Here is a 19,104-nt window from a genome sequence, read left to right on the forward strand (position 1 = left end):
ACCTTGCCCTACGGGGCGCTAGCTCGAAAACCAGTGCTGCGTTGCACCAATCGAAAAGGGAATAACCATTACCTCATGTTGCGTCTTGCTCTGGTCTCCGAGCTCGTGCCTGACAAAGCATTTTGAAGTAACATGGGTATAGTTTAAAAAAACAGCACCAGCATATCCGCTCAGTTTCGCATTTTCCCCAACAACACGATGGCATAAATAAATATAAAAAACAGATAGTTATGAAGGAAAACAATAAATACTGAACAGGTTTTATCACAACCAGCCCCTTATGAGATAAAAGACCTTGTAAAAATCAATGTTTTCTTTTGGTCAGGGGCTTTTATTCTTCCTATACTCGTTGTTATCAAGCGCTCTTCATCTATCGTGGAATCATCCACAAAAAGATGGGTAACAAATTGTAATTAAAGACTTTTAATGAAAATCTCTATTTTATCCGAAATAGCGCATCTAAAGTAGACATTGCAGATTCGGAGTTAATTTCAGATCAAAACAGAACCATATTTTCACCGCGCATCGCTTAAAAAATATTCAGAGAGTGTTTTTTAAGCGGTGCGGAATATCAGTTTTATAGAATAAAACATCAACATAAGAGAGGATACATATGATGAACGCAATCAATGAATTGAAAAATGAGCATGCGGCGGTCAAGATGACATTAACTGTCCTGGACAGGATGATCAGCAGGCTGGAAAGGGAGCCAGATCAGAAGATCGTTGAGCACTTGGATCAGCTGGTTGGTTTTTTTCAGGTGTTTGTTGATAAATGTCACCACGGGAAAGAAGAGGATATTCTGTTTCCTGCTTTAGTTAAGCTGGGAGTTAACAGGGATGGCGGTCCTATAGGAGAGATGCTCTCTGAACATGAGCAAGGTCGAGGCTATATCAAAGGGTTAAAGGAAGCGGTGGAAAAGATAAAAAAGGGTCAGGCAAGCGGCGTCGTAGAGGCCGCTGAAAATGCCACAAGCTATATCGAACTTCTGAATAACCATATTGAAAAGGAAGAAAAAGTTCTTTTCCAGATTGGCGAGGAAGGCTTTAGCGAAGCAGAGCAGGCAGCACTCTATGCTGCATTTGAAAAGCTCGAGGAAGAAAAGATTGGGATTGGCAAGCATGAGGAACTGCATCAGCTACTGGACGGGCTGAAGGGTATATACCTGGAATGACCCTGTGTATCCACCACCAACACAGGGTGTGCTCCGCGCACCATGTAAAATTAGCCTTTTTCCTGACTTTATAGTAGCTTTTGGTGCATGGAGTGCACCCTGCAAATAAGTTCATATAATAAAGCGTCTTGGTATTATACCAATTCCGAGGGGGTAGCTCATTATAGCGGCTGTGTTAGCCGCCATCTGAATAAAAGTAAATGCGAGTAACAACATGACTAATCTAATCGGCTTTAAATTGATTCCTGATAGGATCGTAGTGATAACCAACTGATTTTAATTTATCAGTTAACGCTTTTTCATCTAAATTATAACGATGCGCGAGTTCATCCAAACTATCACACTCTATCCGTAAGCGTTCATTGATAATACCAAAAACAATCTCGGCATCCATGCTTAATAAATGTTTAATTTCCATCATAATTGCGCCCTCAAATTATTAACATCAATACAATAATAGTATTGTTAGATAAATTAGCAGTGCTGTTTATAATAAAAAGCTGCAAAATTGGATCTCTCCCGCCCTTCTTTAGCCAACAAAAGCAACAGGGATTGTGATCAAAATTCAGTTAACGCTGGGAAGTTATACAACCACATCTTTTTATCTTATTTGGGTATTTATTGTTATCTAAACGCGTTACACTTTTTGCCATCATTAACTGTTAATGGCGTCAATATGAATTCAGAAAATAATAATCCTGAGCGGTACAACGAAGCGCAATTAATAATATCTGAGCAATGGTTAACCAGACTGGCTGCTGAGCCGGGTAAAAAACGTCTATTAGATCAACGCACCCCTTTTCAACGGGATAAAGCACGTGTTTTACACTCAGCCGCTTTTCGCCGTCTGCAGTCTAAAACCCAAATTCATAATAACGGCTTGAGTGACTTTTACCGCACCCGTCTGACCCACTCTCTCGAGGTCGCGCAAATCGGCGCGGGTATTGTCGAGCACCTGAAACTGACGCAACCTGAATTCAGTAACTTATTGCCAGATAACAACCTTATTGAAACCATCTGTTTAAGTCACGATATTGGCCACCCTCCCTTTGGTCACGGCGGCGAAACGGCGCTCAATTATATGATGATTGAGCACGGTGGTTTTGAAGGCAACGGACAGACATTCCGGATTTTAACCCAGCTTGAGCCTTACACTGAATTTAACGGGATGAACCTGACCCGCAGAAGTTTGTTAGGATTATTAAAATATCCTGTCTGCCTGAGTCAAATCAGCGCTGCTTATCCGATAGATACCAGTCGTAATTTCCGGGAGTTAAAAACTGAAGAGTGGATGCCGGCCAAAGGTATTTACGATCACGATCAGGATTTATTAAATCAGGTACTCAGCCCGCTATCAGAGAGCGATCAAACTTTATTCCAATCTTTGCGTCCGCAGAAAGGGCATGCTCCAAGCCACAAAAAATCACGTTATAAATCTTTAGATTGCTCAATCATGGAAATTGCCGATGATATTGCTTATGGCGTACATGATTTAGAAGATGCCATTGCAATGGGGTTTATCAGTAAACCTCTGTGGCAGGAAAAGGTGGTGATGCAGTTGAGTCAAATAACGGATTTCAGTCTTCAGGAGCAGCTTACAGAGCTTAGCGATAAGCTCTTTTCACTGCAGCACTTTAAACGTAAAGATGCGATTGGCGCGCTGGTGAATGCACTGATTACTTCAATTTACATTAAAAAGGTCAATGACAAATTCAGCGATCCCCTACTCGCTTATAACGCTTACTTGGCACCGGCAATGTTTAAGGTGTTAAAAATCCTTAAAAGCTTTGTATTAAATTACGTTATTAAAAGCCCTGATTTACAAATACTTGAATATCGCGGGCAGCAAATTTTAATGGAATTATTTGAAGCTTTTAATGCCGGCCCCTTACGCTTTTTACCAGAACAGGTAAAAACGCTGTGGCGGGCACAAAAGGGGGACATTTCCCGTGAAAAACGCATTATTGCCGATTATATTTCCAGTCTCACCGACAATCACGCCCTGCGCCTGCACTCACGCTTATTCAGCAGTCACCAAAGCCCGGCAATGATTGGCGAACATAGCTTTTAGATTAGCAAACTACCTGAAGATAAAAATTCAGGTAGTTTGTTTACGCTCTCAGGCAGCGCTATGCTTTGCGCTGTTGAGGTGCGCTAAAGAGAGCGGATAATGACGCTGCTGCGCTAATTTTTCCGCCTGCTCGTTGATCGCCTGCTCGCTAATGCCCTGAGTGATCGGGAAATAACGGCTTGGTTTAATCTCTGCAGCAAGCAGATTTTGGGCAATCATCTGCTCAACAATCTCATCTGCAGAGGTTAAAACCGAGGATGCTTTAACCGTTTCGCAACGCGCATACCTTGCCCCGACAAAAGAGACCGTTGCCGCTCTTAAACTGGGCTCTCCTCCGGGTATCTGCTGTGCCCCGAACAGGGGTTTAGCGCCGATCTGCGCAGACTGAAAACTGGGAATATAAGGAGTAAGATGATTTATTGAGCGTTGTGTACGTTCAATTATCTCCTCTTCGCTCCACTGAAAATCAATTTTATGAATAAATTTATCTGCTAATCTGGGTTGTGCACTCTGTTCATTGCTGGCAACTAAACCCTGCTCGAACAGGGTAATATCTTCCGTCATACCATGCAGTTGAAAATAACCACCGGGATAAGGGGTAAACTGCGCCATGCCATTCGGAGTACCCCGTTCACCAAAGAAAACCACTTCCGGCCAGAGACTGTTACAATCGGACCAACGGGCTACGTAGGCGGCTTTAAACTCTACCAGACGGTCACGTTTAAAACCCAGCATATCGTCAATCACACCACTTCTGAAACCCGCTGCATTAATTAAATAATCAAATTCAGCCTGTTTATTTATCCCGCCCTGCTGATAATCGATTATCCATGACTGCTTGCTTTCGGATGCAACAATATTGTTTACTGTCGTATTGGTGAACAGCTGGCAGTGGTCGTTTTCCTGCAGAGAAAGTGTGCAGCTGGCACTTAAACGAAATAAATTTAAACCATATTCCTGTACCATAATCAGCGGAAATTTAAGCTTATCCAGATCCACATATTTGGCAACCGGGATCATCCACTGCGCCAGGCTCTGCGGATTTTGTAGCGGCTCCTGTAGTGCCAGAGCTTCCAACTCTTCACGTTCGAATAACCGAAAATAATCCTGGCTGTCACCCAGCACCTTATTTTTTGAATCCTGGTCAATTAAACGCTGATACTCAGACTGTAGTTTATGCAGCCGCGGCAAAAGCTGCAAAGGAGTGCCGCTATCATGCTCAGGCACTGCAAGCACGGTTGGCCGGTAATCTGCAGCAAAGGGGTATAAACGCAGCAGATCAACGGATTGTGCCAGCAGCGTCAGACATTGCTGTTCAGAAATTTCCCGGTATAAATTACCACCTGCATGCAGATGGCAAATTGGCGGACCGTTAACCAAACTGGGGCCTTTCTCCAGCAGCGAAACATTTATCCCTAATTCACTTAAATATAACGCAATGCTTGCACCCGCAATGCCGCCGCCTACGATCGCAACATTGAGAGAATTCGGGTGATCTGCTTGTTTCTTTTCTTCTGCCATTGTCAACCTGATTACTTTAACTGATAAAATTTTATAATTAATGCTAGCAAATCATTAACTTAATGTGGCAACAATATCAGCAAAATCATCAAAAACAGCTTCGGGATTATGCATACCAATATCTTCACCGTAGTTATAACCGTAAGTTAAACCGATAGATTCCATATTTGCCGCTTTGGCAGCTAAAATATCATTTTTTGAATCGCCAACCATTAAACACTGCTCAACACTGACCGAAAGTTTTTCACAAACATGCAGTAAAGGCAATGGATCGGGTTTGCGTTTTTCCAGGCAGTCACCACCAAGCAGCATTTCAAATAATCCGGTCAGCTGCAGCCCGTCTAAAATCGGCTCGATAAACTCAAAGGGTTTATTGGTCACAATGACCAAGCGGTAGCCTTTCGCTTTTAATATTTTCAAACACGCACGAACACTGGGGTAAAGTTGGGTATCAATGCAGAGGTTATTTTTATAAAACTCTAAGAATATCTGCAGGGATTTTTCAAAAAGTGCCGGGTCAATATCCTGATCAATTTCGGCTTGGCCTGACAGCCCTCTTTTTACCAGCACCTGCGCACCATTACCTACCCAGGAACGGATGATATCCTGCTCAAAAGTCGGTCGCTTTAACGTGCTGAGCATATGATTAATCGCTAATGACAAATCCGGGGCACTGTCAATCAGAGTGCCGTCTAAATCAAACAGGATGACTTCTTTATTTGTAAATTTCAATGTTAAGGCCTTTGCTAAATCAATTAGTTGGAAAAGAGAATATTATGCCATTTAGATTGTAAAAAGATAATCATTATCATTAAAGAATTGCAGCAGGTTTTAGTCCGCTATAAAGCAGTTCGTCCACAACGCATTCAGATAATCAAAAACTGTTAAGTACAAACTGCATTCTTTCTGCAGCACGGGTAATGAACATCTTAAATTGCCTTTATTTAAAACATAATATTCCCTTAATAAAACTTCCTGCTGCTGGCTATTTAATTGGTTGATACAGATGCAGGAAGCTAAATCATAAGCTGGACAGGCTAATGCGGCATACTCCCAATCCAGGATTTTAACTTCTTCTCTGCTGTTGATTACGAGATTATTTAAAGAAAGATCACCGTGACATAAAAGATTTTTCGGACTGTGTTTATCCAGGACAAGGGCAAGTTTTAAAATGCGCGAAAATCTCTGTTGATCAATGTGTTTGTTTCTATTTTTTTTGAGTTGCTTGAGGTTAGAAGATAAACTTTGCTTTTGGGCATAAACTGCCGGCAAGTGATGAATTTTAGTCAGCTGCAGTGCAAGCAGGTTCACAGTCTCTGAGGTTAGCGGTGAATTGCTTAGCACCTCACCGGGAAAATATTCCTGCAGCTGATAGTGATCATTGTACGCCAGCACCTGCGGGGTAAAGCCCGCATCACTGGCCAGCTGATGTACCTTTAACTCACATCTCCTGTCATCTGCGTCGCGTGCTGTCTGGTTGAGGCGTTTAAAAACGCTTTGTTTACCATTACTGAAAGTTAATAAAAAAACCTCATTACTGAGTGCCTGCCTAAGCGGCTGAACACGCATTAATAAGCCGGTTTTTCTGTCTGAAATCCAGGTCAATTCTTGCTTCGTCAGCTCTTTCTCTGGTAAAAAAGGCACAACTTTATTGGCTTAACCAGGGGGTAATACGGCTCACACTCAACGCTAAATTCTTATCTGCCTGCTGTGCATGCAACACCGCATTGGCTATTAACAAGTCACCATTTTCAGCAAAGCTTACCTGCTCCGGCAACATGGATAACTGCAGCTCGCTAAGCGGCTCGGCCAGCTGCACACGTACACCGGAAAAATCAGGTAAAAAATATTTACCGACCATACCGGCGTTCTTTTTTAATACCCCTTCGAGCTGTGTACTGATCAATGCCAATTTAGAATATGACAACTGCCCCAGTTCAGATTGTTTAGCCATGATTGTGACCTGCAAATCACACTGATAATTTTCCTGACCTGCTAACAATTCGACCTCAATGGTCGCACCATCTTTGCGGTGCTGATCTGAATAAAAAGGTAATAATCGCCCCTGTTCGGCTATTTGAATCGGATCCCGCTGCCGGTCCACCAGCAGATAGGCATTGTTGATTAAACATGCATTTCCTGTCTGTTTATCGCGCAGATAAAAAGCTGTCGTAACATGTTCATATTCAAGCTTATAAAGGGTTTTCATATAACCGAAAAAAAGAGAATAATCTAATTTTAAGGAAGCGCCAAACGCACTGTTTACTGTTAATAATAGAACCCAAAAAAATCCCAAGCGCATTAATTAACTTCCTTGCCCTATTCCACAAATCGCCAGATTACGCATCAAAACCGCCGCTATGATTATTACTATCATGATCTGCTCCAGCCGGGCGCTCTATTGCCACCACACTGACGCCGCAAACTTGACGATAAATAATGCCCATAAAATTAAAATAGAAAGGCACGAAGAAAAATAATCCTAAACCGGAAGGAATGGCCGCCACAAAAAATAACAGCATCAATAGGAAATAGATAAAAGTAAACTGTATTATATTTTTATTGACGATCTTAAAAGAAAATCTCACCGCCATTAACGGGGTTAATTTTTTTTCTGCAATAAGAGGGTTTACCAGACAAAAGACCATGTTCAGATACAGCAGAGCAACAATGGATAACTGCAAACCAATATTCCCCAAGACCGCCGTTAATACCATACTCACGGTATTAGAGATTAAACTGACGATCATCGTAGCCAGCGATAGCTTTAAAATGAGATTAAAGTGGTTAAAAATATCATTTGCTTTGGTTTTTAACCCAATCGAGTGATGGATCCCCATCATCTGCAATGCGGTTAATAAAGGCGGGGCAACTAATAAAGTGACAGCATAATTTAATACCATCTGCACAGTCGTTTCGTCTTCACCAAAAGAGTTAAAAATATAAACGTATGCAAGCACCAGCAGGGAAATGGTCAAAAAGCTGGCAATCGCCAGCGGCAGGTAATTCTTTTTCGTGATCACAAAAGCGTCTTTAAAAAGAGACTTAATATCAAAACGATAACCTTCAGTAAGTGATTTTTTAATATCACCACCCAAAATAAAATGTTTTTCATTCATACAAGCTAATTACCCTAAGTAAAATAAAGTTCGTCATTGCCAGTTCACAACTGCAGATCAGCAAATGCCGAACTATTGTAGGGAGTTCCAATAGCTTTTCAAGTTTATTACCTGTTTAGTATTGTGTTAACCAAATCCGGAAGTAACTTTGTCGCTTTTCCCTGCACAACCAGATCAAAGTGACTAACAATTTCACTGACTTGCAAATTCAATTCGATAGAAAACGCCCCCGCACTTTTAGCCTCTTCAACAAATCCGGCAGCAGGATATACCGTCCCGGAGGTACCGACGGCAATAAACAGATCCGCCTGAGATAAATGATGGTAGATAATATCTAAACTCAGCGGCATTTCACCAAACCAGACAATATGCGGGCGTAATGGGGAGGGATATTGGCAGCAATGACAGAGATCATCAATGTGAATATCATCATCACAGGGCATAATTTGATTGCTGTTAGGGCAGCGGGACTTGAGCAGCTCGCCATGCATATGAATGACATTTTTAGATCCGGCACGTTCGTGTAAATCATCGATGTTTTGTGTGACCAGTAAAAACTCCCCGGCAAACTTCTCTTCCAGTTCAACCAGGGCAAAATGGGCCGCATTAGGTTTTTTATCTTTTAAATCCCGCCGGCGTTGATTATAAAAGTCCAGTACTAATTGCGGGTCTCTTTGATACCCCTCCGGGGTCGCTACATCTTCCAGTCTGTAGTTTTCCCACAAACCACCCTTATCACGAAATGTCTGAATACCCGATTCAGCGGAAATACCGGCACCGGTTAACACAACGATTTTTTTATAAACATGGGATGGCAAAAAAACACCTCCAAAAAGTACGTTTTTGTAATAATAGAAACGCGCCTGCTGAGCATATTATTTCGGCAGTCTCTCTGCACTGCCTGAGATGCCGAAAACAGTAAGGTAACAAAAGAATAATGATACTAAATTAAGAAAATAAAAATGTGTGAAAGTTCATAACTTTAACTTTCAAAAGGTTAAAAAAAAAGCCGCAAAAGCGGCTTTTTTATAAACTGACTAAAGTTTATCCTTGGTATCGGGTAGGCTTTCTTCTACCAACTCTTTGAGTTTTTGCCCGGCCCGAAAAGTAACAACTCGACGGGCAGCAATCGGAATATCTTCGCCAGTTTTAGGATTTCGACCTGGACGCTCACTTTTATCTTTTAATTCAAAGCCACCAAAACCGGAAATTTTAACTGCTTCTCCGTTTTCCAGTGTTGCTTTAATCTCTTCAAAAAATGACTCAACAAACTCTTTTGCTTCGCGTTTGCTTAAACCAATTTTTTCAGATAGATGCGTCGCTATTTCAGCTTTAGTCAGTGCCATAGATTAGTCTCTCAATGTTGCATTAAATTGTTCAGAAACTGCTTCAACAATTTTATTCACACTGTCAGCAATCTCTTGTTCTTCCAAGGTGCGCGTCGTATCTTGTAAGATCAAACCTATCGCTAAGCTTTTCTTACCCTCTGTTACGCCCTGTCCTTGGTATACGTCAAATAAGTTTACGCCAACTAACTGATTTCCGCCAATTTTTTCTATAAATTTTAGTACCTTACCCGCATTTAATTGTCCATCGACAACAAATGCCAAATCACGATGGTTGGCAGGAAACTTAGAAATATCACCCGCAGCAGGTAATTGACGCGTACAGATCTGCTCTAATTCAATTTCAAACACAATCGCACTACCGTTTACAGCAAAAGGTTTGCTCAAGCTTGGGTGTAATGTACCGATATAACCGACATTTTTCCCGTTACGGTAGATTCCGGCAGACTGACCGGGGTGCAACGCACTGTGTTTTTCAGCTTTAAATTCAAAACTTGTCGTATCGACACATAAATCCAGTACTGCTTCAAGATCTGCTTTCAGGTCAAAGAAATCAACCGTGCGCGACTCAATGTTCCAATGCTCATCATTTAAATTACCGATAATAACACCGGACAACACCTCTTCCTGACGAATACCATTTTCAGCATTTTCATCTTTAATAAAGCGCAGGCCCGTCTCAAATAAACGTACGCGATTTTGCTGACGTTTTTGGTTTTTAGAAACACTTTCTAGTAAACCCGTCCATAAACTTACGCGCATCGCCGACATATCTTTAGAGATCGGATGAGGCAGAATTAAGGCATCAGCTTCAGGGTGTAATTTCAGCTGTTTGTCCGGATCAACAAAACTATAAGTGATCGCTTCCTGATATTCACGGTTGACTAATACATCGCGGATTTTAGATAACTTCAATCTTGCTTCGTTGTGCTGAGGCATAGTTAATGCCGCTTGCGGCGCAATATTCGGAATATTGTTATAGCCATAAACGCGCGCCACTTCTTCAATAAGATCTTCTTCAATTTCCATATCAAAGCGGTAGGTCGGCGCGGTAGCCGTCCAGCCTTCAGCATTAGCTGTGATTTCACAACCAAGCTGGGTCAGGATCTGTTCAACACGCGCAGTATCAATAGAAATACCGATCAGACGGTCCAGTTTACTGCGGCGCAGAGTAATGGTTGCCTGAGCCGGAATATTTTCTTCGCTCAGCGCTTCAGTAACAGGGCCAACTTGACCACCACAGATAGACACTAACAGTTGTGTTGCCCGCTCCATCGCTTTTGCTTGTAAAACCGGATCGACACCGCGTTCATAACGGTGAGATGCATCAGTATGCAGACCATAGGCACGCGCACGACCGGCAATTGCCAATGGAGCAAAGAAAGCACTTTCCAGGAAGATATCTGTTGTACCCTCAGCAACACCTGAATCCGAACCGCCAAAAATACCCGCCATCGCCAGGGCTTTGTGCTGATCGGCAATCACCAGAGTATCGGTGTTCAGAACCACTTCTTTACCGTCTAATAAGGTTAGTTTTTCATCCTGCCCGGCAAGACGCACCTCAATGCCACCCTCTAATTTAGCCAGGTCAAAGGCATGCATAGGGTGACCGAATTCAAGCAGTACATACTGGGTAATATCAACTACCGCATCCACACTGCGCACACCACAACGACGTAATTTTTCAACCATCCACAAAGGTGTTTTCGCACCCTGGTTAATACCACGAATAACACGTCCTAAATAACGGGGACATGCTGTGGGTGCCTGCAGATTAACAGCAACCTGATCGTCAATAGTTACTGCAACGTTTTCCCAGGTCGGCTCTGTCACGGAGATCCCGTTTAACACCCCTACTTCACGGGCAAGACCGGCAATCCCTAAACAGTCAGCACGGTTAGCGGTTAAATCAACATCAATAATAACATCATCCAAATGCAATAAATCACGCACACAGGTACCCACCGGTGCTGCAGCAGGCAGCTCTAAAATACCGTCTGAACTTTCCGCCATACCAAGCTCTGATTCACTGCATAACATGCCGGATGACGGCTGGCCGCGCAATTTAGCCTTTTTAATTTGAAAATCACCGGGTAAAACAGCGCCAACCACAGCAACAGCCACTTTTAAACCTAAACGGCAGTTTTTAGCGCCACAAACGATATCAATTAATTCCGCTTCACCGATATTAACTTTGGTCACCTGCAGTTTATCAGCATCCGGATGCGGGCCGCATTCGACGACTTCACCCACCACCACTTTGCTAAATTCACCCGCAACAGGGCTTACATCATCAACTTCAAGACCGGCCATGGTGATTTGATGCGCTAATTCATCACGCGTAATTTCCGGGTTAACCCACTCTCGTAACCAAGCTTCACTAAATTTCATTATTCTTATCCTTACTTAAATTGCTTGAGGAAACGAAGATCGTTTTCAAAGAAAGAACGTAAATCATTTACGCCATAACGCAGCATGGTCAATCGTTCAACGCCCATACCGAATGCAAAACCAGAGTATTTGTCCGGATCAACGCCCATGCAGCGTAATACGCTCGGGTGAACCATGCCGCAGCCTAATACTTCTAACCAGCCGTTTTTACCTAATACATCCACTTCAGCAGAAGGTTCAGTGAACGGGAAATAAGATGGACGGAAACGTACCTCTAAATCTTCTTCAAAAAAGTTATGCAGGAAATCATGCAGAATCCCTTTAAGCTGAGTAAAGCTTACATTTTCAGCAATCATCAGGCCTTCAACCTGGTGGAACATTGGCGTATGAGTCTGGTCGTAATCGTTACGGTAAACACGCCCCGGCGAGATGATGCGGATCGGCGGATTTTCTTTTTCCATGGTACGGATCTGCACACCGGAAGTTTGCGTACGCAACACCAGCTCAGGATTAAAATAGAAAGTATCGTGATCCGCACGGGCAGGATGATGCGGCGGAATATTTAATGCGTCAAAGTTATGGTAACCATCTTCTACTTCGGGACCATTTTTTACTTCAAAACCTAATTCAGCAAAAAATTCAGTAATACGATCAACGGTACGGGTAACCGGGTGAACACCGCCTAATTTTGCGCCTCTGCCCGGTAAAGTAACATCAATAGTTTCCTGAGCGAGCTTGGCATTTAAGACGTCGGCTTCCATCGTCTGCTTACGGGCGACTAAAACCGCCTGAATCGCCTGTTTTGCCTTATTAATCAACTGGCCTGCAGCGGGTTTTTCTGCAGGAGGCAGCTTGCCCAAGCCTTTCATCTGCTCAGTCATTAAGCCTTTTTTGCCTAAATATTGTAAACGAATTTGTTCTAATTCGTTGCCGTCGACGGCGTTTTCTATCTGTTGTTGCGCATTAGCAACGATTTCATCAAGGTGTTGCATTCGTTTGGTCTCATTGTGAAGCAAGCAATAACAATCGTATTGATTGGACTTTAAGAAAATTAGCGCTAGATTTTACGCAAATCAGAGGGAGTTGGCTAGTAGATAGGCCAAATGAAAGCGAGTAAGCAGGGAATTAAACTAAATAAATCAACTCGCAAGGGGCAGAAAGAAAATAAACGCCAGCTTTTAACAGCACAAAAGAAGCGGACAGGTATTTTGTGCTGTTAACTGCATTATTCAACCGTCCACTGTTTTTCAACCAGCAGGGTGTCACCGTTATACAGCCGGCCGACAAAATGATCATTGCGAAAAACCTGGCCGACCCCTTTGGGCGTGCCGGTCATCAGCAGATCACCATCTTCAAAACTCATAAAAGTAGTGACTTCAGCGATAATATCCGCAGGTTTATGGATCATCAGATCATAATTAGCCAGCTGGATTAATTTATCGTTGATAAATAACTGCAGAGACAACTCCTGCAGCGCGCCGCTAAAACTGACAAAGTCACTAAATACAGCTGACTTATCAAAAGCTTTTGCACGCTCCCAGGGTAAACCCTGCGCTTTTAATGTCGATTGTAAAGCACGTTTAGTCAGATCTAAACCAATCCCTACGGCACTTATTTCCCCCTCCCTGATAACAAATGAGATCTCTACTTCATAATGGACAGGCTCGCTATCATCGCAGACTATCTGTCCGAAAATAGCGGAATTGGGTTTAACAAAAATAACCGGCTGGCTGGGCACCTCATTATTTAACTCTTTAATATGTTCCACATAGTTACGACCGATACAGACCACTTTAGAGGGGTAAAAGGGTTTTCCGTCGATATCAATTTGCTGCATGGTAGCGCCTTCTTAACAAATAAATTTAACCGCAGAAATAACGGTTTTATAACAACGGTTTGGACGTATCATAGACCAGTTCATAATATTGATTATTATTAAACTCAAACTCCTGGATCACCGTAAGCCCTAACTTGCCGGTGTGGGCAGCAAAAGAGCGAGGGTTAATTTTATTAATAAAAGTCACCAGAATAGGATAACGCAGGGCCATTTCACTGCGAGCAAAATCAAAAATTTTCTCCAGCATGCCTGAGCCGCGTACACTTTTATCAATGCACACCGGACCATACTGATAGGAGTTCTCAACACTCAGCCTTTGCCCTAGATAGGTTAAATTGGGCAAATCTTTGACCATATGGGCAAACATCGGCCAAATTGACCAAAACTGCCAGGAAGCGGCCATCACATAAGCCAGCACTTTATCGCCTTCAACAGCAATAAACAGCCCCTGCTCCTGCTGGATCAGATCCGTTAACTGCTGCTCGGTAAAAGCCGTTGTCACAAAACCGTCTTTTTTATCCGACTCATCAATAGTATCAAGCTGATATTTGGCGTGCAGTGCCAAGGTCGCCGGGATATCACTTAACTGCGCAATTCTAAATTCCATTTATAACCCTTTTTATTAACCGCTTAGTGGATAAAATCATACGTGAAAAATAGTGTTAAAAATACGTTACATTTTATTTTGTACAACTGGTACTAAGTTTTTTAACATCCACACATCACAGCCGCCATGAATTGTGCCGGCTAAGGGAGAGCTTAAATGTGCAAAGCCAAGTTTTTGATATAAGCCGATCGCACTGTCCATGTTCGCCAGAGTATCCAGATAACACTGCTTAAAACCGGCCGCCTGAGCAAAATCCAAACATTGCCCGGTTAATTTTTTACCTATCCCCAGCCCGCGTGCGCGGGGTAATAAAAAGAGCTTGCGCAGTTCGCATATCGTTTTACTGTTATTAAAAGGCGCGATGCCGCAGCCGCCGACTATCTCCCCGTCTAACCTGGCAATCAGATACAAAGAGGCCTGCTCAGGCAGATAATAACGGCTCATATTCATTACTTCAGGATCTGCAGGGCCAAAGCCCTCCCCTACCGCGCCATATTCCGCGCCGACCGTCCTGATGATATTGCAGATAACAGGGTCGTCAACCGCCTGTATTGGAGAAATTTCAACTCTCATCGTGAGCCTTTTATTAATAGTGACTAAGGGTGTTTTTGAAATAATGTCATTGGTGTAATTAGCTGACAAGTGTTTTTTCTGTCACTACACTATCCTGTCATTCCCGCCACACCGCCCGTCATTCCCGAAGTGTTGTATCGGGAATCTTATTTTCAAATAAGTCTCATAAGCGTAATTCGCTGACAAGTGTTTTTCTGTCACCCCAACACCCCTCATTCCCGAAGTATTGTATCGGGAATCTTATTTTCAAATCAGTCCCATAAGCGTAATTCGCTGACAAGTGTTTTTCTGTCACCCCACCGCCCGACGTTTCCGGCATACCATCCGTCATTCCCGAAGTGTTGTATCGGGAATCTTATTTCCAAATAAGTCCCATGAGCGTAATTCGCTGACAAGTGATTTTCTGTCACCCCAATACCCGACGTTTCCGGCACATCGTCCTGTCATTACCTACACCACCCGTCATTCCCGAAGTGTTGTATCGGGAATCTTATTTTCAAATAAGTCTCATAAGCGTAATTCGCTGACAAGTGTTTTTCTGATAATAACCCCATATTTTTTATTCAACGGTATAAGGCTCGATAAACCTAAAATTTCGCAATAAAAATATCTCCAGTGCCTTGATTATATAGATAATCTTAATTCTGTTTTGCTAAAAGCACTCTTTATTTAGAGTATCAGGTGTAATAGATTGAGTTTCACGTCAAAGTTAGAGCGATTACCAAGTAAAATATCAGGAGAAAGCGAGATGAAAAATACTGCTACTGTTAATGATCATATCTCACAGAGTCAATTACAGCGCGCGCGCAGCTTGGATTTACCTTCGCGAGAAGCAATGCTTCAACGCGCCCCTTCAGTTCAGCAGTTTTGGGATAAGAATAGACACTTACTCAGCGATGCGTGGAGAGAGTGGGAGGAAAGCGAGCAAGAGTGCCTTTTTACTCCTGATGACTCCCTGCTTGGTGCGAATCTGCGCGATGCTGTTGTGCAGGCATGGGAGGATCCGACGAAAGAATCAGCGGTACGGGATCTTTGGCAGGAAGTGTCTCCTGGCGTTTTCCAGTGCCAATTCTTTGACCCGGAGCGCCTTGCAGACTTACGCGGCTATCTGGAAGACTTAGCCAATGCAAAAATACCACTGCGTCCACCCTACGGCATTGTGCTGAACCGCCGCGGCGCTATGCTCGACCCTCGCTCTGAAGGATTTCTTGCCGCACCAGGCTTTCAGAGGTTCTACCGTGAGCTGGTTGAGAAGTATATGCGCCCGATCGCTCGCCTCTTGTTCCCCGAAGTGATGGGGTATGATACGCAGACATTTGGCTTCTCAATTCAGTATCAAGCCGGCATGGACACCTCGCTGCGCCTGCATACCGACGCGTCTGCTGCGACACTGAACATCAACCTGAACCTACCCGGGGAGGAGTTCACTGGCTCGGAAGTAGACTTTTACGATCCGAATACAGGCCGTGTAAAAAGGCTCACTTTCAAGCCCGGCAGCGCAATGATTCACCGGGGCAATGTGCCACACGCTGCTCAGCCCATAACCAGTGGCGAGCGTTCAAACTTGGTACTGTGGCTGTATGGGGATCATATGCAAATACCGCAACAGGCAGAGCAGAACGTGGATATCGACGCACACCTGCGCTGGACAGTCCCATCTCTTGCTTTAAATCGCAACGAACGCAATATTCGCTGTTATGATTAAGGTACAAGCTACCTTGTTAAGTGTTTAAGTAATATGTTGCGGGAACCGTTAATATCTCGATCAACGATAAACCCATCACCTTTAATTATTTTTGACGATCCTAGCTTTTCATCAATACTACCGTCCCAAGAACGGGTTTTTGATGTATAGGCTTCGTTGCAGTCCACAACATGCTTACCATATTTCTTAGCGTACCACTTGAGGCGTAACTTAAAACCGTAATGGTTTAGGTCAAGCATCTGGCGGCAAGTATTGCGGCGTATCGTGCGTATTTTTTTGTTTTTGCGCGTTACCATTCCTTTTGTTTCAAAGGTTGGTAAGAAGATAACGTCATAATTAGAGACAAGCACAAAGGCTAAACGGTTATGCAAGTCCAATATAAGATCATCTTTTTTGCATTTTAGGCGATTAATTTCTTTGTCAAAATAAACAAGCCGATCACGCACCCACTGAGGCATGTCAATAAGCTTAACGCCTTTTACTTTGTTGAAGATTTTCTGTTTTTGCCCAATTAATTTATCGACCCGTTGCATTAATGGAAACAGTTTTTCTTTCGCAAAATCATCACCAACAATTAACGCATCATCCTGACTAAAGCAGGTTGCAAACGTCCGTACACCTTGATCTACACCAACGACTCTCACTTCACCTTGGATATCGGTATTAAGCTCGATATGTTGTTGTACTTGAATAAACCAACGCCCCTTGTCACAAGTTATTGTGCAAGACTTACCAATAGCTTCACTTGGGACAGATTCTGTTAAATGGATTTTACCTAATGCCTTTACGCAAGGGTTTAAGCCTTTTGGTAATCGGTCAATGCTAAAGGAATGCACAGACCCCTTGCGACTTTTAAAGCCAATTTCACTAAAGCCTGATTTAGCCCCTTTAAGCTTTTTGTTATTACTACAAACCGCTTTAAAAGTGGTGGCGGCAGCGAGTGTACCATTGTCAGATATCAAGGAGTTGTATGCTCGACCGGATTCTTGTTGCTCTTGCTCAACCTGAGCCTTAATAGCAGGCCGCATATTAATGAACTTGCCGTTTTCATCTTTATAAGAATCGTTTCGGAAACGTTCAACTGCGAGGTTGTAGGAACGTCTGTACAAAGCTAACGCATCAAAGTAAGCCGCTTTATTTTCCGGGTAGAATCGGATTTTTTTTGAGGCGATTATTTTTACGCCTTTCTGCGGAGCGCTTACCGTAGTGGCTGTTGCAGAATGAGGTAACGAAACCGATAAGTTCTGTTGTATCGAATGACTCAGAGGCTTGATTTTTATCATCCAGGATCTCGATGCGTCCACCTGATAGTTCAATAAGCCACTTGATAAGCTCGAAGCCTGACCTTGCAAGACGGTCTTTTGTGGCAACCACAATGTGGACTGAATGACCGAGCATTGCGGATTCCAAAATGGACTGCAATCCTTTTCGTTTAAAGTTGAAAGCGCTGGCAACGTCACTGATAAACTCTGCGTCTGGGTATCAACTAAGGAGAATGTTTTGCTGTGTGTCGATACTCGACTTTTGCTTGCTTGAGCTAACTCTTGCATAGCAGACTCACCTTTGTTGAGTTATAAAAATACGATTGTGACCGCCTTCGGTTTGCTTCACTTTATCGTAAAAGCCACTTTCAATTTTTCGCCTAATTGTTTGGGTAGTAACGCCTTCAACCTTGGCGAGCTTTGTTGTGAAAACCCACATACTTAAAAAACCCAAACTGTTATTATATGGCTCTGTTCCACTTCAGTGTTGGTTAGCTCAGCTATACTCATAACAACCACAATATCATGAGGTTAATGTTATGAGTAAAGTAACTTTTACTGTTTTTCAACAGAGTATTGAAGACCTATCTTATATTGAGCTAAAACGCTTAAATCATCAAATTGATGTCCAGCTTTCTAAGAATGAAGTCGGCCAAGTCCTTGCCAAACATGAAAATGACATCTCAAAATGTCCCCATTGTGGTAACTGCACATTATCGAGGTGGGGTAGCACTAACCAAGGAAAGCAACGTTATCGCTGTAAAAATTGCTCTAAAACATTCAGCACTCTCACCGGAACGAACCTTTTTAGAATGAAAAAGCCTGACAAGTGGTTGAAATACATCGAATGTCTATGTCTTTCAAGTAGTTTGAGATATGCAGCAAACTTGTTAAATATTAACTTAAAAACTGCATTCAGATGGCGTCACCGGTTACTAAAAAGCCCTTGTGCTCACAAGCCGACAGAATTAGTTGGCATTATTGAAGCGGACGAAACCTTTGTGCCGGAGAGCTTCAAAGGTTCGAAAAAAATGCCAAGAGAATCAAGAAAACGTGGTGGCGGAAATCCACCGAAAGTTCCTATTTTACTAGCCTTGGATCGCAATGGAGCAGTAAGCCATTACGTCTTAAATCAAGATACGAAAGAAGAACTTAGCTTGGCATTGAAGCCTCTTTTAACACCAGATTCCGTGCTGTGCACTGATGGAAACTTATCTTACAAAAGTATTGTTCAAGAACTTGATTTTAGCATCGATCACAAACGACTCATTGGCTTGGATAAACAAAAAGTGATTGATAAAATTTATCATATTCAAACGCTTAATAACTTTATGATGCGTTGGAAAACGTGGATGAAACGTTTTTTTGGAGTTGGAACGGGTTATATGGAGCATTATATTGCATGGTTTATCTTCATGGAAAACAAAGAATCTTACAAAAACAAAGTTTGGCTTAATGAAGCTCTTGAATAAGATCAACACCGAAGTGGAACAGAGCC

Annotated in this window: 19 protein-coding genes; 4 read left to right on the forward strand and 15 right to left on the reverse strand. The window is 42.8% G+C overall.

What is annotated here, in order from left to right:
- The first annotated feature begins 613 nt into the window (after window positions 1-613).
- Window positions 614-1,174: a hemerythrin domain-containing protein gene (locus ABZA00_RS09765; protein WP_372881977.1), complete on the forward strand. Its 561-nt coding sequence runs from the start codon at window positions 614-616 to the stop codon at window positions 1,172-1,174.
- Between the two features lie 223 nt (window positions 1,175-1,397).
- On the opposite strand, the gene ABZA00_RS09770 is transcribed toward ABZA00_RS09765, so the two are convergent.
- Window positions 1,398-1,595 carry a DUF4250 domain-containing protein gene (locus ABZA00_RS09770; RefSeq protein ID WP_372881978.1) on the reverse strand — a complete coding sequence of 66 codons (198 nt, stop codon included), beginning with the start codon at window positions 1,593-1,595 and terminating at the stop codon, window positions 1,398-1,400.
- A 255-nt stretch (window positions 1,596-1,850) separates the two neighbouring features.
- Here ABZA00_RS09770 and ABZA00_RS09775 point away from each other — a divergent pair, with 255 nt between their 5' ends.
- Window positions 1,851-3,245, forward strand: a complete 1,395-nt coding sequence (locus tag ABZA00_RS09775; protein WP_372881979.1) for an anti-phage deoxyguanosine triphosphatase — start codon at window positions 1,851-1,853, stop codon at window positions 3,243-3,245.
- 48 nt (window positions 3,246-3,293) lie between these two features.
- Here the strand turns inward: ABZA00_RS09775 and ABZA00_RS09780 are convergent, their stop codons facing one another.
- From ABZA00_RS09780 to ABZA00_RS09835, 12 genes are all read right to left on the reverse strand, one after another.
- Complete coding sequence (locus ABZA00_RS09780; RefSeq protein ID WP_372881980.1) at window positions 3,294-4,766, reverse strand: FAD-dependent oxidoreductase; 1,473 nt, start codon at window positions 4,764-4,766, stop codon at window positions 3,294-3,296.
- 54 nt (window positions 4,767-4,820) lie between these two features.
- Window positions 4,821-5,498 carry a phosphoglycolate phosphatase gene (locus ABZA00_RS09785; RefSeq protein WP_372881981.1) on the reverse strand — a complete coding sequence of 226 codons (678 nt, stop codon included), beginning with the start codon at window positions 5,496-5,498 and terminating at the stop codon, window positions 4,821-4,823.
- A 99-nt stretch (window positions 5,499-5,597) separates the two neighbouring features.
- Complete coding sequence (locus tag ABZA00_RS09790) at window positions 5,598-6,371, reverse strand: phosphotransferase (protein ID WP_372881982.1); 774 nt, start codon at window positions 6,369-6,371, stop codon at window positions 5,598-5,600.
- Window positions 6,372-6,414: 43 nt separating this feature from the next.
- Complete coding sequence (locus ABZA00_RS09795) at window positions 6,415-7,068, reverse strand: DUF2987 domain-containing protein (protein ID WP_372881983.1); 654 nt, start codon at window positions 7,066-7,068, stop codon at window positions 6,415-6,417.
- A 37-nt stretch (window positions 7,069-7,105) separates the two neighbouring features.
- Window positions 7,106-7,885: a hypothetical protein gene (locus ABZA00_RS09800; protein WP_372881984.1), complete on the reverse strand. Its 780-nt coding sequence runs from the start codon at window positions 7,883-7,885 to the stop codon at window positions 7,106-7,108.
- Window positions 7,886-7,992: 107 nt separating this feature from the next.
- A complete protein-coding gene (gene cobB, locus ABZA00_RS09805; protein WP_372881985.1) occupies window positions 7,993-8,703 on the reverse strand; it encodes a Sir2 family NAD+-dependent deacetylase in 711 nt (236 codons plus the stop codon).
- A gap of 219 nt (window positions 8,704-8,922) precedes the next feature.
- Window positions 8,923-9,231, reverse strand: coding sequence for an integration host factor subunit alpha (locus ABZA00_RS09810; RefSeq protein ID WP_372881986.1), 309 nt, complete (start codon window positions 9,229-9,231; stop codon window positions 8,923-8,925).
- Between the two features lie 3 nt (window positions 9,232-9,234).
- Complete coding sequence (pheT, locus tag ABZA00_RS09815) at window positions 9,235-11,622, reverse strand: phenylalanine--tRNA ligase subunit beta (RefSeq protein ID WP_372881987.1); 2,388 nt, start codon at window positions 11,620-11,622, stop codon at window positions 9,235-9,237.
- 11 nt (window positions 11,623-11,633) lie between these two features.
- A complete protein-coding gene (pheS, locus tag ABZA00_RS09820; protein WP_372881988.1) occupies window positions 11,634-12,614 on the reverse strand; it encodes a phenylalanine--tRNA ligase subunit alpha in 981 nt (326 codons plus the stop codon).
- A gap of 233 nt (window positions 12,615-12,847) precedes the next feature.
- On the reverse strand, window positions 12,848-13,459 hold the full coding sequence (locus ABZA00_RS09825) for a fumarylacetoacetate hydrolase family protein (protein ID WP_372881989.1): 612 nt from the start codon (window positions 13,457-13,459) through the stop codon (window positions 12,848-12,850).
- A 46-nt stretch (window positions 13,460-13,505) separates the two neighbouring features.
- Entirely contained in the window at window positions 13,506-14,066 is a 561-nt protein-coding gene (locus ABZA00_RS09830; RefSeq protein ID WP_372881990.1) for a GNAT family acetyltransferase, read from the reverse strand.
- 66 nt (window positions 14,067-14,132) lie between these two features.
- Complete coding sequence (locus ABZA00_RS09835) at window positions 14,133-14,639, reverse strand: GNAT family N-acetyltransferase (RefSeq protein WP_372881991.1); 507 nt, start codon at window positions 14,637-14,639, stop codon at window positions 14,133-14,135.
- A 778-nt stretch (window positions 14,640-15,417) separates the two neighbouring features.
- Between ABZA00_RS09835 and ABZA00_RS09840 the strand changes: the two genes are divergently transcribed.
- Window positions 15,418-16,344 (forward strand): 2OG-Fe(II) oxygenase, encoded by a 927-nt coding sequence (locus ABZA00_RS09840; RefSeq protein WP_372881994.1) that lies wholly within the window; start codon window positions 15,418-15,420, stop codon window positions 16,342-16,344.
- Window positions 16,345-16,352: 8 nt separating this feature from the next.
- Here the strand turns inward: ABZA00_RS09840 and ABZA00_RS09845 are convergent, their stop codons facing one another.
- The gene (locus ABZA00_RS09845) at window positions 16,353-17,597 is read right to left on the reverse strand and encodes an RNA-guided endonuclease InsQ/TnpB family protein (protein WP_372881995.1); all 1,245 of its coding nucleotides are present in this window, start codon (window positions 17,595-17,597) and stop codon (window positions 16,353-16,355) included.
- The gene (locus tag ABZA00_RS09850) at window positions 17,479-17,766 is read right to left on the reverse strand and encodes a hypothetical protein (RefSeq protein ID WP_372881992.1); all 288 of its coding nucleotides are present in this window, start codon (window positions 17,764-17,766) and stop codon (window positions 17,479-17,481) included. The genes ABZA00_RS09845 and ABZA00_RS09850 overlap by 119 nt, the downstream gene beginning before the upstream one ends.
- A 379-nt stretch (window positions 17,767-18,145) precedes the next feature.
- Here ABZA00_RS09850 and ABZA00_RS09855 point away from each other — a divergent pair, with 379 nt between their 5' ends.
- Window positions 18,146-19,078 carry an IS1595 family transposase gene (locus tag ABZA00_RS09855; protein ID WP_372881993.1) on the forward strand — a complete coding sequence of 311 codons (933 nt, stop codon included), beginning with the start codon at window positions 18,146-18,148 and terminating at the stop codon, window positions 19,076-19,078.
- The last annotated feature ends 26 nt before the right edge of the window (window positions 19,079-19,104 follow it).

It is taken from the genome of Psychromonas sp. (assembly GCF_041586535.1).
GTDB lineage: Bacteria > Pseudomonadota > Gammaproteobacteria > Enterobacterales > Psychromonadaceae > Psychromonas.